The 13,904-nt window shown below is 30.9% G+C and carries 18 protein-coding genes; 1 reads left to right on the forward strand and 17 read right to left on the reverse strand.

The annotated features are described in order from the left end of the window. Positions 1–114 precede the first annotated feature (114 nt). Genes AYC61_RS08525 through AYC61_RS08545 form a run of 5 tightly spaced genes read right to left on the reverse strand, consistent with a single transcriptional unit; the run spans position 115 to position 5,894 of the window. Positions 115–504, reverse strand: coding sequence for a hypothetical protein (locus AYC61_RS08525; RefSeq protein ID WP_066499845.1), 390 nt, complete (start codon positions 502–504; stop codon positions 115–117). A gap of 10 nt (positions 505–514) precedes the next feature. Then, positions 515–820 carry a hypothetical protein gene (locus AYC61_RS08530; protein ID WP_066499846.1) on the reverse strand — a complete coding sequence of 102 codons (306 nt, stop codon included), beginning with the start codon at positions 818–820 and terminating at the stop codon, positions 515–517. 14 nt (positions 821–834) lie between these two features. After that, complete coding sequence (locus AYC61_RS08535; protein WP_066499853.1) at positions 835–2,925, reverse strand: phage tail spike protein; 2,091 nt, start codon at positions 2,923–2,925, stop codon at positions 835–837. A gap of 12 nt (positions 2,926–2,937) precedes the next feature. Then, positions 2,938–3,666 carry a phage tail domain-containing protein gene (locus AYC61_RS08540; RefSeq protein WP_066499865.1) on the reverse strand — a complete coding sequence of 243 codons (729 nt, stop codon included), beginning with the start codon at positions 3,664–3,666 and terminating at the stop codon, positions 2,938–2,940. Then, entirely contained in the window at positions 3,666–5,894 is a 2,229-nt protein-coding gene (locus tag AYC61_RS08545) for a phage tail tape measure protein (protein WP_066499871.1), read from the reverse strand. Before AYC61_RS08545 ends, AYC61_RS08540 begins: the two co-directional genes overlap by 1 nt. Before the next feature lie 58 nt (positions 5,895–5,952). Here AYC61_RS08545 and AYC61_RS21190 point away from each other — a divergent pair, with 58 nt between their 5' ends. Then, positions 5,953–6,111, forward strand: coding sequence for a hypothetical protein (locus AYC61_RS21190; protein WP_156456404.1), 159 nt, complete (start codon positions 5,953–5,955; stop codon positions 6,109–6,111). A 39-nt stretch (positions 6,112–6,150) separates the two neighbouring features. On the opposite strand, the gene AYC61_RS08550 is transcribed toward AYC61_RS21190, so the two are convergent. The 12 genes from AYC61_RS08550 to AYC61_RS08605 all read right to left on the reverse strand — a co-directional run bounded on the left by AYC61_RS08550 (position 6,151) and on the right by AYC61_RS08605 (position 13,843). Further along, positions 6,151–6,339, reverse strand: a complete 189-nt coding sequence (locus tag AYC61_RS08550) for a hypothetical protein (protein ID WP_066499877.1) — start codon at positions 6,337–6,339, stop codon at positions 6,151–6,153. Between the two features lie 74 nt (positions 6,340–6,413). Next, on the reverse strand, positions 6,414–6,743 hold the full coding sequence (locus tag AYC61_RS08555; protein WP_066499884.1) for a hypothetical protein: 330 nt from the start codon (positions 6,741–6,743) through the stop codon (positions 6,414–6,416). A gap of 9 nt (positions 6,744–6,752) precedes the next feature. Beyond that, positions 6,753–7,340, reverse strand: coding sequence for a hypothetical protein (locus AYC61_RS08560; RefSeq protein WP_066499893.1), 588 nt, complete (start codon positions 7,338–7,340; stop codon positions 6,753–6,755). A 1-nt stretch (position 7,341) separates the two neighbouring features. Then, the gene (locus AYC61_RS08565; protein WP_066499897.1) at positions 7,342–7,701 is read right to left on the reverse strand and encodes a hypothetical protein; all 360 of its coding nucleotides are present in this window, start codon (positions 7,699–7,701) and stop codon (positions 7,342–7,344) included. A 2-nt stretch (positions 7,702–7,703) separates the two neighbouring features. Then, a complete protein-coding gene (locus AYC61_RS08570) occupies positions 7,704–8,147 on the reverse strand; it encodes an HK97-gp10 family putative phage morphogenesis protein (protein ID WP_066499903.1) in 444 nt (147 codons plus the stop codon). Continuing rightward, positions 8,140–8,451, reverse strand: a complete 312-nt coding sequence (locus tag AYC61_RS08575) for a hypothetical protein (RefSeq protein WP_066499906.1) — start codon at positions 8,449–8,451, stop codon at positions 8,140–8,142. The genes AYC61_RS08570 and AYC61_RS08575 overlap by 8 nt, the downstream gene beginning before the upstream one ends. 4 nt (positions 8,452–8,455) lie before the next feature. Continuing rightward, the gene (locus AYC61_RS08580; RefSeq protein WP_066499915.1) at positions 8,456–8,713 is read right to left on the reverse strand and encodes a hypothetical protein; all 258 of its coding nucleotides are present in this window, start codon (positions 8,711–8,713) and stop codon (positions 8,456–8,458) included. Between the two features lie 2 nt (positions 8,714–8,715). Beyond that, the gene (locus AYC61_RS08585) at positions 8,716–9,978 is read right to left on the reverse strand and encodes a phage major capsid protein (RefSeq protein ID WP_066499919.1); all 1,263 of its coding nucleotides are present in this window, start codon (positions 9,976–9,978) and stop codon (positions 8,716–8,718) included. A gap of 1 nt (position 9,979) precedes the next feature. Further along, positions 9,980–10,585 (reverse strand): HK97 family phage prohead protease, encoded by a 606-nt coding sequence (locus AYC61_RS08590; RefSeq protein WP_066499920.1) that lies wholly within the window; start codon positions 10,583–10,585, stop codon positions 9,980–9,982. Next, positions 10,578–11,786, reverse strand: coding sequence for a phage portal protein (locus AYC61_RS08595; RefSeq protein ID WP_156456405.1), 1,209 nt, complete (start codon positions 11,784–11,786; stop codon positions 10,578–10,580). The genes AYC61_RS08590 and AYC61_RS08595 overlap by 8 nt, the downstream gene beginning before the upstream one ends. 20 nt (positions 11,787–11,806) lie before the next feature. Further along, positions 11,807–13,519 carry a terminase large subunit gene (locus AYC61_RS08600; RefSeq protein WP_066499923.1) on the reverse strand — a complete coding sequence of 571 codons (1,713 nt, stop codon included), beginning with the start codon at positions 13,517–13,519 and terminating at the stop codon, positions 11,807–11,809. 12 nt (positions 13,520–13,531) lie between these two features. Then, a complete protein-coding gene (locus tag AYC61_RS08605) occupies positions 13,532–13,843 on the reverse strand; it encodes a zinc-binding protein (protein ID WP_066499925.1) in 312 nt (103 codons plus the stop codon). Positions 13,844–13,904: the final 61 nt, after the last annotated feature.

Genomic DNA, 13,904 nt, shown 5'->3' on the forward strand with positions numbered 1-13,904 from the left:
TTTAAAAGTATACTTTTAAATACTTTCATACATATAAGTCGATAACTATGGTTTTATACAACCATAGATTTTAATTTTTTTATATAGGTGGTGTGTATTTATAATTAATTTCATTTATTTTCCCACATAAATAATATAATTTACACAAGCCCAAGGCTGCATATTATTATGTGGCTGTCCTTCTCCTACTGGTGTCATATTTGTATTTATTTCTAGCTGTGATGTATTTATGTTAATGTCAACATTTCCTTCTGCCATTCTTTTATCTGGGGTTCCATCACTATATGTTTTTGTTGTTGATGAACTTTTACTTGTATAACGTCCTTCTGGATCATTCTTATCTGTTCCACCATGTGTACATAATATTGTTCCTTGTGCTGTTATATTGCCTTGAAGACTTGAATTTGCTATATTTTTTTCCTCGTTTAATATTTCTTTGCTTATTTTTTGTCTTCTCCCATCATCATTAAATTGTGTAAAAAGTGGGGTTTTGTAATCAGTCAAATCTTTCACCTCATAATACACTATTTGCAACTAATGCTTCTTCTTTTTTACTTATTCGATTTTCTAATTTAGTGATTTTATGTTTTAAATCATTAATAATAGTTATTAATTCATTATTTTCTTTTCTAGTACACTGAACATTTATGATTTCACCTTTTTCATTTACTTCAAATGTTGAAGGTAGCATTATACTATCAAAAACTTTTCTGGATACTTGTTTATAACAATCTTCTAATTCAAATTTATTAAAATCTTCTTCATCACATGAGAAAGAACCATTTATTATATCGTTTTCTATTTTAATAAAATATAACATAAATTACCTCCCATTTAATCTGTTGCATATACATAATAACTGATTGGCATACCTCTCCATCTCTCATACTTTAGCCTTCCTCGTTCTGTTCGAGAATCTTTTATTCTAGCTCTAACTTTAAATTTCCCATTAGAATAATCATATTCTAATACTTTTAGATTAGTTTCTAAGAAAAAATTCCATGTTGAATAACTACCACCTCCTGAAAACCCTGTGAAAATTTCACCTATTCCTAAGATGGCTAAAATAACAATAAAATGTCTGCCTTTAAAATCAGGATTGGGAATAGTTATCCAATTTACACCTACGCCTCTTGAGTCCAAACTTGATTGACTAATTGGGCTTATATTACTGTCACTTTTTGAATAACTGCCCGTAGTTGTATAAGTTCCTGCGTTCTGTAAATTTACATAATTATAAACATTCCCATTACTTATAATTCTTCTTTTAAATCCATCTCCATCTAAAATTGTTTCACTACCATCTCCATGTGTTGCAACAACACCTTTATTAGTAGTTATTGAAACATTATTATATTGAATACCTTCTTGTAATGCATCTTCTGCTTTTTCATAAGCTTCACTTGCTTTTGTATTTGCTTCATTAGCTTTTGTTTGTGCAGCTTGTGCATTTATATTTGCTGTACTTGCTGTGTTTTGTGCATTTGAAGCTATTTCATTTATATTGTTTAATTCTGTTTCTAATCCTTCAATGCTATGCTTACCTATTTTTAAACCACCAGCAAATGTCATGCTTAATTCAAAATTGTTACCGCCATCTTTTGTAAATTTCAATCCTTTATTGTCCAGTAATATAAATTGGTTAAAATCAATATTGTTGTCTTCTTTAATTTTATGGACTTTAATTCCATTTGCATCCCATTTAAAAGCGTTTGGTTGCTGTACATTTCCTACAATATTTATCATTGAGGTCCATATTTGCCCTGATATAATTTCATCTGCTACAAATCCGTCACCTGTTCCAAATGATCGCCATATCCAGTTATTGCTTTGGTCTTTTTCATTGCTTAATGCTAATGTTCCGCCAAGTAATCTTAGTGCTTTTGTTGCTTGTGCTTCATCTGGGTTATCTGTGACCATTATTCCGTTATTTTCTGTTATTCTTACGCTTCCTAAGCCTGCTAGTATTTCATTGTTAAGTGTGTTAATAGAACCCTCAAGTATTTCTGTACTAATTGTTTTGTTTGGATTTATTATTTTTGCTCTATTCCATATGTCTTTATATTTTTTTACTACATCTATTTGTCTTTTTACTTCTACATTATATGTTGCAATATTTTCTACAAAGTTACCTAGTACTATTTTAGAATTGATGTTTTTTATTGGATTATATTCATACTCTAATACTCTAGCAGCTATATCTATGTTTAACCCTTCGTCTATAACATGTACAGTATCACCTAATCTAATAGTTTCTAATTCTATATAATCTGTATATTCTTCTGTTTCAACCAATTCAAATATATTAATTTCATATATTATAGATGGTTTACCGTCTATGTCTTTTTTTGTACCGTCTACTGTTTTAGTAATTCCTTTTAAGTTTTTTCCTACCCTTATTTGAACTCCGTTGTTTGCTCCAATTTGGCTATATAAAGATATTTCATACTTATTAAAATACAATTCAGCATTATACGCCTGTGCAATATCTAATAGTAAAGCCTTTTTATTCGCTTCTTTTTCGTCTCTTTGAAATGTATGTTTTTCAAGATAATCAACATGACCTACTGTGAATGATGATGTATCTAGTAACAGGTTTTGCATTGCTTGTTCTGCTGTGATATTTGAATAATTAAAAAGTGACATATGATCTAATAACTCATATGCCACCTGCTCGCAGTATACACTGCATACTAATTTATTACTATTTGTTCTTCGTTTCGTATAAGTCATTATATTAAAAAGCTGATTATTTATTTCTATTTGATTGCCATATTCAATATAGTCCGTTTTAAGTTCTTCTATTATGCATGTAAAGCTATATGTGTATTTACCATTTATTCTTTCTTTTATAGCATTTTTAATTACATTATTTAATACTGCTAACATTTTACCGTCTTTGTTTTTAATCATTGGATAATTCAAGTTAACACCACCTTAGAGATATGTGTGTTTGTAATTAATTAATACATTACAATTTAAATTAGTACCATCTACCACAATTTGAGACGCACCTAAAGGAATATTTAAATAATTTCCTGTAAAGTCTATTGATTTGTTAACCTTTTTACCATAAGCATCTAAGGTATAACATATCATTTTTTCACAATTAACATATACTTTTTCAGTGATGTTTTGTATAGTAAAAACACCAGTACTATTACTTATGGTTATACTGTCAGCTGTCCCATCTATTGTAATTATGGGCGTTGTTATATATGTCCCTGAGTTTAATATATTTAATTCTGTATACCCATCAACATGTACCTCATGTTTTTTTAACTCGGTGGAATATTGAAAAGGATACGCTGTAAAAGTAATCACAAAAATATCTAAAGATAAAACTGCTTCTAAATTTATTGATTTATAGAGCTTAACTATATAATATTTGTCTTTTTCATAATCAAATATTAAATTTCCACCATTATCAAGCCACTGAACAATATTTCTAATTTTAGACCTTCTTAAAACATAGTTTGACTCAATAAGAGTGCATTGTAATTCTATAATTTTATCCTCATATCCATTTTCAAACTTATATGAACTATCTCTATTGGGTATTATTTCTTCTGTATATCTTTTTTCTGCAAGTGCAGGAAATACTTTTGTTTTTAAATATAGTCCAAATTCACTGCTATGTTTATTATTTATAGTAAATCCATACATCAATATGCACCTGCCCTTTCTTCTTCTTGTTGCAAGAAATATAATTCTCTAGCTATTTTCTTAATGTCTGCTTCTTCTCTCACCACTAATTTTGATATATTAAAATTGTTTTCAATCTTTCGATCTAACATATCTTTTGTTTTTTCATTTGTAAACACTTGACTACCTCTTGGTAGATTTACTAACTCAGGACCTTTTTCACCTACTATTGCTGAACCGCCTGGATGGTAATCAGTACCTTTTGCATATTGAGGAGTTTTACCTAACATTTTGTCTAGCCTGTTTCGATCAAACATATCCTCTGCTACACCTAGGTCTACATCGTTTCTTTCTGCAATTTTTCTTATTTCATCTCTATTTTTATCGTACCTTTCTTTTCTTTTTTTGCCTGATTCCCTAAGTCTTTCTTTACTGTATTTTGTGTTTCCTATTATAGCACTGCCATCACTGTTTATTTTTAATTTTGTTTGAGCTTCATGCTGTTTGTTCAATGCCTGTGTAGTTCTTTCAATGTTATTAGTTAATTGAGAGTGTTGTATTTGTAAATCTAGAAGTTTATTTTTATATTCAAGTGCTTCTTTAGAGCTTTCACCATATTTACTGGTAATTTGAATTAGTGCCTTTTCTGTTTCTCCTATATTTTTTTGTAATAGTGTTTGCTGTTCTCTTTGCATTATTAATTGCATCTCTAACTCTTTAGAACTTCCTATCAAGTCAGTATTTTTTAATTTCCATAACTCAAACTTTTTTTGTATAATATCAACTGATGAAGTTACAAAATCATTAACTTTTTGTAGAGCATCACCAATTTTTTGTGATAACTCTATTGTTGCTTCTATTGGTTTATATGAATGCTTTTTTACACCTTCGGCCAAACCTTCATCTATATATTTCCCGTATTCTTGTGTAAGTCTAGCAGGTGAATGTATTCCAAAAAAATCCTTAATTGCATTACCCATTTTTTTAGATACATCTTTTATGGCATTTACTGGCTTTAAGGCTAGTGCTTTAACACCTCCGACTAGTCCTTCTATTATATTTTTTCCCCAACCTATAGCTGTATCTTTTGCTCCAATAAATACTCCTTTTATTCCATCCCATACATCCTTTATTTTATCCCATAATGCCCCTGCCTTTTCTTTTACAGTATCCCAATTTCGGTACAATGCCACTCCTGCTGCTACTGCTAAGCCTATCAAAGTTATTATTATCCCTATTGGATTTGCTTTTAATGCTACATTCAGACCATGTTGTGCAAGTGTTTGTGCAAATGTTGTAGCTTTCCAGGCGTTCATTAATCCAGTTACCACTCCTATAATTTCCAGTGTACCTATTGCACTTGCTAAACCAATCACAATTGGTATTAACCAATTTGCATTATCTTTAGCAAAAGCAATAGCTTCTGAAAAACCGTCTATTATTGCATTAATAATATTAAATGCAGTTTCTATTTTTGATTGAATAGAAGGCATATTTTTTATTATCCAATTCATAAAGTCTTGCATCATTGGTATGGCTTGCACTCCAATTTTAGTTACAAAAGAGCCTAGCATTCTTTTCATCTGGTCCATTGTATCTGTATATTTAACTCCACTATCAATGGCTTTATCACCTAACACTATTCCAAGTTCACTTGCTTTCTTCTTCATTTGTTCTACACTATCTGCTCCAGCGTTTAACAAAGGTGCTAACTCTTGGCCTGACCTTCCAAGTAAATCATTTGCTATTGCTGCCCTTTTGGTTGTATCTTCTACTCCTTGCAATGCTACTATTGTTTTCTCAAATATTTGTTCTTGAGTTAACCCAGCCATATCTTCATAACTCAATCCTAATTCTCCAAATGCTTCTGTTGCTACTTTTCCACCTTTCCCAAGCTCGTCAACTTGGTTTGTAAGAGTTTTCATACCAGCTCCTAAGCTATCTATAGAAGCACCATTTTGAGACAAAATAAAATCCCACTCCTGGTATGCTTTTCTACTCATGCCTAGTTTTTGAGACATCTTGTCTATGTTATCAGTTGTAGCAGCTGCTTTATTTGCAACTGTTAATAATGCTCCCCCTGCTATTGTTGCTCCTGCTCCAATAGCAGCTCCCCACTTAGCAACAGTTTTTGCACCTTTCGTAAACTTAGTTGCTAAGCTTTCAGCGTGTTTATCAGTCTTTGCTATACTCTTGTTTGCTTTTTCATTGTCTACAAATATAGAACCCATTAAGCGAAATATTTCCAAAATTCCACCTTCTTTCTTTTTGGAAAATAACGTATAATATTATTAAGGAGTGGTAATTATGACATGGAAAAAAGCCCTGAGAAAAATTAATAAAGTAGCTTCAATTGCTAAAGATGTTGAAGCTATTGCATCAGGTGACTCTAAAAAAATTACAAAAAGAGCAAAAAATAAAGCTAAGGCAAAGGTCCTAGCTAAGTCTAATTTATGGAAGTGGTAGCACTTCCTTTTTGTTTTTATTTTTTCCCAAAGTATTAAGCTAATCCTTTTGTAGGATTTTTTTTACTTCCTCAAGTATTTGTTCTGCTGATCTATTATCAATATTCTTTTTACTATTTGCACCTAGTTGTTTCTTAAATTCATCAAAAGAAACCTGATCTTGATAATGCATTATCCATCTTTTCATAAGTAATTCTTCTACTCTTTGATCAAAAGCATATTGAATCAATTCTATTCCTTCATCTGCATCAAGCTTTAATATATAATCTAATGAACTATAACGTTTTAAAAGCAGGTCCTGAACTACTTCAAGCTCAATCGACCCGCTAAATTGAAAAAACGTATTAAGTTTTGCTCCTTGTTAAGTTCTATTAATCCGTCTATTAATTCATCTACTGGCAACATTTTAACATCTTTACTTTCTACCTCTAAAGGAATGGCCACGATTTCATAAAAAGCCTTCTCAATTTTTTGATCACTTGCAATGTTTATTATTGCATTTAACCCAGCTTCTTCTTCACTCATATCTTCTTGTTTGTATTCATTGGTAAAATATTTAATGATTTCTGTAGCTTTATACTTTTTTATTATTCTTGCGGTTTTAAATACATCTTCTGTACAAAATTTTTTCATACAAACCTCCTAACTAGCTTTTGGATAATATATCTTAAATGGTGGAGTGTTTAGATCATCTTGTTTGTAATGACCAGCAAAAGTCATGCTTGTAACAGCTTCCCCTTTTGGAGCTGTAGCTAATGTTAATCCTTCTATGTTCAAAGTATTATACACCTGTATTATTACAGGCTCATTGCTTCCACTCAATTGACCTACCCAAGTAATATTATCAAGATAATCTTCATCTTCAATACTGTTTTTAGCTGTTACTATGTCATATTTACCTTCTGTTGGTGTATCAATTGTAGCTACTCCTAATCCTAGTTTTAGTGTTTCTGTAGTTACTTCTAATACATTAGCTTGTATACTTACATCCCAACTATCTATTTCTGTCAATCCTTTTGCTCTGCCTTTAATTCCGTCAACCTCAACAGTTCGTATTTCTGGTACTGCTTTAAACTCTCCACCTCCTCTAGTTGCACCTATTAATTTTCCTGCTGTTACAGCACTTTCAAAAGTATCAGTTTCTACATCATAGTTTTTGAAGTATGCTCCTGCATCTAGTAACAGATTTTCACCTGTTTTATTTGTGAAGCCTGAAAATATTTTTTTCATATCATTCTCCTTTCAAATTATAATATGCCATATAAAACGTTAGCCTTCTTCTTTTGAGATTATCTTGAGGATCACTTACATTATTTCTGTTTTTAAAATGTAAAATTATTCTCATATCATCATTAATATCTGTAGATTTATCTAGTTCCTTCTCTAATATATCTGCTATATCTTCAATCCTTACTGCACTACCCTTATCCCATAAATTTATTTCTAGTATGTTGCTATATCCAAAACTATCAAAATCAAATACTAAATATGGATAAGATGGTCTAATTGCCTGCTCATGATAGACCTCTATGCTAGATGTTTGAGATAATAGTTCTTTTAAATATTCAATCAGTCTATTTGTCTTACCCATATCTATCCTCCTTGATACTCATTATCATCTATTAAATTTATGGCTTTTCTTTCATCTTCTATAGCACTTAAATATTGTGCTTGTATGTCTTGAATATCCTCCATATTGTCCTTAACTGCATTTTGCAACATGCCATGTTTTTTATGTTTACTAGACCCAAGTTCATAAAAGCCGGCATAAAATCCAGCTGGTTTGTATCCAACTTGTAAATTAGGTGTTTTTTGTTTTCTTCTTACCCAATATTGTGTATTCTTCTTCATTCTACCCTTATGTCTTTTTATACCAGCTTTATCCATGTTTTGCCTAGCTCTCTTAGTTATTAACTTACCTACATCTCTAAGTGCAGCTCTTATAAGTTCATGTAATGTATACTGAACCCTTTCAACATTTGAGATATATTCAACACCATTTCTTTTTATTTTAACTGACTTCGGTAGTTTAGCCATCAATAACAACCCTACTATTTTCTTTTATACATGTCAGTTCATATATTCCTTTACTTTCATTTTTATAGGCTCTAAGTATTTTGAATAATTCATTGTCATATATTAAATATTCTTCTTCTTTATATTCAAAATATCTTACTTCGAGTTTTTTTTCTAACTTAAACCCTGCCGATTGTCCTTTGTAAAATTCTCTTTGACTAATTGATTCTTCACTTGCATACACTTTGTTTAATTTATCTTTTGGTATACTTTCAAATACATCTACTTCATTGGTGACTAAATAAATAGGTGTTATAAATTTCAAAATACTACCCCCTACAAACTTGATTCGCAAGTATTTTAAAAGCAGGAGAAAACTTCATCTCTCCTGCTTTCTGATTAAGCATGTCATTCACACCTATGACTATACATGATGTGCCAAGTTCTGTATTTATACTTGCTTCTGTTGCTCCTGCATTTGTTAGGTATACTTGTACAGCCTTTATTTTTAAATCTATACTCTTCATAATATCAGTATCATCTGTAGTAATACCTAAAGATATTTTAACATCATCTATTAACGCCATGACTATTCAACTTTCTTTTTCAAGTATATTAATCCTTGAGCACCGACTAATTTATCTTCTGAATCTTTACCTATAGCCATTTGACCGTCTGCTATCATTAGTGATTTATGAATCCATTTGTTTTTATCTTCGTCGAAATACTTTTTGTAGTACATGGATAAGTTAGAGTTTAGCATATATTGTGATAGATCAATTAAAGCTCCAAATATATCTCCTGCTTTAGCTGTATCAAATGATGGTAGTTTACCTGTTGTTAATACTTCTCTACCGTTTAATATTTTTTGTCCTTTTTCGTTTATTTTACCTAAACCTATTTTTTGACCTGTTGTATCTGTCATTCCATTTAAGTGTTTTTCCCATGTAGCTTTACTCATTATATATATAACTGAATCTTCTACAACTTCTGGTATTGCTGCTTCAACCTCTGCCCATTGTGTTACTGTTCCTATTGTATCTACTGTCATCTCTACTACATTTTCTATTGGTAATGTATATTTTGTAAAACCTAATGGCTGACCGCTACCTGTTCCAGCTACTATTGATGTTTCTAATGCTCTAATCATTGCTTTTTTTAGTTGTTTTACAATTGTTGTTTCAAATACTGATAGACTTACTGTAGCTGTTACTAATCCTAATGCTATTTTTGCTTCTAATACATGATATGCAAATGTTATTTTTGCTTTCATTTTTGCTTTTTGTTCTTCTGATGTTTCTTCTTCACTGCTTAACCATGTTGCTTCTGGGTTAACTTCTGATATTGGTATTGCTACTCCACCTTGAAAACCTGTTTGTGTAATTCTATTTAGTATTTTTCCTTCTACTGTCATATCTTCTATTACTTTATTCATTATTGTTGTTGGTATTACTGCTGCTACATCTCCAACGGTTGTTAATTCTGCGGTTCTTGCTTCTTGATACTGCTGTGGAATTGGTGTTCCTTTTACTATATAGTCTTTAAATGCCTGCCTGTATTCCATTGTTCCATATATATCTTCTATTTCATCGCTTCTGGTTTCTCCTGTTGTTCCATATGTTCCTATTGGATTAAATCCACCTTGTGGCTGTGCTTGTTGTCCTCTTCCTTCGTTAGCTGCTCTTTGTTCTTCTTCGTCTATTTTTGCTTGTGTTTCTTTTATTTGTATATCTAGTTTGCGTATTTCAAGCTCTATTTTGTCAAGTGCTTCTCTATTTGCTACTGTATCAATTTCTTGATATTTTGCTGCTCTTTTGTCTGTTAGTTCTTTTAATAATTTTTTATAATCCATATTAATTCACCATCCTATATTCATATTTTAGTTTTAGCTTCCTTTTATCCAAGTCAAAGCTATCCAGCTGCTTTAAATTATTCTCCAATAATTCAACGCTCCTTGCATAAACTGAAGTTGTATCATAAAACGGGGTATCCACCACGCTAACATCATACAATCGTTTTATTGCTGTTACTTCTCTTATTGTTTCGTTTTCTCCATAGGTCCAATTATCGCCCTTTTCTTCTACTGTAAATGCAAAAGACATCTTATCAATCAATCCTTCTTGGATAGATTTATAGATGTCTTTGTTGCTTTGTGTATCTATTAATTCTGCTCTTATTTTTAAGCCTTTATCATCTTTTATTAGCTGTAAGCTATTGTTTCTTGTTCTTGCCATTATTACATATCCATCTTTATGGTTATATCGAAGTGGTACATCTTTCATTATTGTATTGGCTATTGCTCCTCTTTTTATTACTTCTGTGAATTTATATTTACCACATTCGTGTGTTGCTGGTTGATCGTAAGTTATTGCATATCCTTCTATGAGCATTTTTCCATCGTCATTGTCAACTGTTCTAAAATCTATTAATCTAAACTCATTTAGATTATTTTTATTCAATACCTTTTTCCTCCTTCCTATTTTTCATTTGGTACTGATCTGCTATATCTCTATTTATATAATTTAATGATTGATGTCTTGTTTCACCACCTTCAAACGGTGGATATCCAAAGAGCTCTAATAACTCATTATCTGTCAATGCTCCTCTGTTTCCTAATATATCTGCTACTGCTATTTTATTTGCTGTGTTTGTAAATAAAAGCTTTTGAGGATAGAATATGATTTCATTTCCTACATCTATTTCTCTGGAGGTTAACAGTGTCTTACTGAAACATTGTCCTAGACTTATTATCATTGGCTCTATTTTCTTTTCATAAAATGCCTGGTATTGTTCTTCTGTGAAATCACCGTTGTATATTGCTAATGATATACCATAATTATTTAGTACTTTCTTTTCAACAAATTCTAATGTATCTTTCGATATTATTTGGGGATTTATATCTACTGGTATATATTCACCTTTTAAATCCATTGGTAAAATTGCTGTATCTGCATTTTTTAATAACTGTTCAAATTTCTTTATTTCTTTTTCTTGATTTTCGTCTGATAATAAAGTCTTAATTTTCAATATTCCCCTAACATTTAATGATGTCTTGACTGCTTTGTCTAATCCTTCTGTTATGGTGTTATTGATTTTGAGAACTTTTAATAATTCTTTGTTATCAGGTCTCCCATTTATATCTCCACCCATTACATCATTGAAACTAAAATCTTTTCTCCAATGTATTATATCTTCATAAGGTAGCGTGTAATGTTCTCCGTTATTGAAATGCATTTTTACAAACAATGTATGTGCGTTATCTTCTAGAAATTCTACTAGGTTAGGATTAAGGGGATATAGTCCTGTATATTGTCTTTTGTTATTTTCTCCTACATAATACATAGGATAGATAAAACAATTATATGTTTTTTCTCTAAGCCATACACATTTTCCTAAGAATTCACTTGTTGTCATTAATGGATTTGGTGAAAATTTCAATAGTCTATTAATGCTATTGTTTACTATGATTTGATTATCTGTTTCAAACCTAATTTGTTTTGGTTGTAATTTACTTATTTCTGTTGCTATTATTCTTATGCAATTCTTTACTATATCACTTGTATATATATCATCACCAAATTGACTGAATATTGGTGTCATTCCACTTAACATTTTTGAATACTGGTACTGTTTATATTTGTTTTTTACTCCTTTAAACATATTAAATATTCCCAATAGCATCACCTTACAATCTCTAAGTATTCTCTTCTAAATCTATCAAATGTTTCATAGGCTATTATCATTGTTACTGCTCCGTCTATACGTTTATTGCCTGTGTCCTTTGGTTTTATTGGCATTATTTGTGCTCTATCATTTACTTTTGCTACTGTGTTTTTTAAACACCATATGTCTACTGGATTGCAATTATAGTTTATTAGGTTTGACTTTAGATCTGCACCAACCATTTTCATTGCATTTGATAAATCATATCCCTGTGTCACCTTTTCCATATCAAAGCCATAGTCTTCCATTTCGCCTTTAAAGCTTTTTGCATTCCACTTGTCATAGCCTGCCTTATATACTCTTATGTTGTACTTTTTCCAAAGCATTACATACCAGGCTACTATATCTGAATAATCAACTTCGTTACCTTCACACACATGTACCCAACCTTGTTTCGCCCATTCAACATAGTCTTTTCCATCGTCTTTTTCTTGTAATTTAGATTCAGGTATAAAATACTTTGTTATAAAGTATTTTATTTTGTTGTTTGGTTTCATTATTAATACTCTTGCAGATGTTAGGTCTGTTGTTTCTGATAAATCTGTTGCACCTATACCAATGCTACCTCTTAAATCTTCTAAGTCATAGGTTAATTCATTTACTATTTCTTTTTCCATTAGCCAAGCATGTGCATTGTTTTGTTTTATGTTGAAATCTTTTGCTAATACAAATGCTCTCATTGCTTTATCATCTTTTGATTCTTCTATCATTTTTCTAAGGAATGATTTCTTTTTAATAATTCCTAGTCCTGGATTACTTTTATACCATGTGTCCTCGTCTTCCCATACTTCTTGTTCGCTATCTTGTGTATATAGCCAAATTAGCCAACGTGGTCTCTCTATTTCTCCTTTTAGAACTTTTCTTGCTTCTTTTAATCTTTTGTCTAAATATCCATCATCGGTAAAACCTTCTGTTGTTAGTTCTACATATATTGGTTCATCTTGTGTTGATAATGCCTGTCTGATAGGCAATACTAAACTACTATCTTGCATTTCAAAGACTTCATCAACTGCACCTATTTTTATATTTCTTCCTTCTTTTGCTCCTGTTTTTGCGCTAAGCTTTCTTATGCTGCCTTTATTCTGTTTACTAAATTTACCTCTTTTTTTCCTTTGTTTTATGTTACCAAAGTACATACCTCGTAAGTTCTTTCTAGTAACCTTTGCTAAGGTTTTACTTTCTTCTCTCATGGCATTGATTGCACTAAATAACAAGTCAGCTTGTTCATAGTCATTTGATGCACATATTACTTTTGTTCCCATTTCACCACAAAACCACTCTGACAAACATATTGCTCCTATGAAAGGTGTCTTACCATTTTTACGACCAACTAAATATATTACTTCCTGATATTTTCTTACATATCTATTTATTTCATCGTCATATATCTTGATGCCAAACAATGCTTCTATAAATGCTTTTTGAAACAACTCAAGTATAAAAGGCTTTCCAGCATATGGTGCTTCATAATGCTTACATTCTTTTTCTATAAATTTAATTCTTTTATGAGGGTTAGCTAATTCAAAAACTACATCTTGGCTATTAATTTCATTTATAAGCCTATCAAGCTCTAGCATCATTTCATGGCCAACTAGTATTTCTTTGGTTTTGCATTTGATGTAATATTCTTTTAAGTAGCTGTGTTCGCCTTTGTGATTACAGTTAATCATATAACCACCAACTTATTCATAATCTGATAGATCATCATCTTCATCAATGGTAACGCCTAATAATTTTGATAGCTTTGAAATGTAATTAAGATAATTAGCTCTAGTTTTTATAATTAGTTTAGATACTGGCAGCTCTTTTTGTTGATTTGGGTTATTTGGATTAACCTTTATTAAACCTGTTGTATTGATTATTTCATGTAGCTTGTCTAGTTCTATTTTTAATCTTGCTGTTTCTAATATGCTCCCATCAACCAACTTCAATTGCTTTTCATCCACTCCATCAAATAGTGCTTTGATTCTTTCGTATTCTTTTTGTACTTTCAAGCTCAACCCTCCTTTTTGAAAGTTGTCTAAAACTCTCGGCAAAAAAGTCAAATTTTCGGTG

This window comes from Abyssisolibacter fermentans (assembly GCF_001559865.1).
GTDB classification, from domain to species: domain Bacteria; phylum Bacillota; class Clostridia; order Tissierellales; family MCWD3; genus Abyssisolibacter; species Abyssisolibacter fermentans.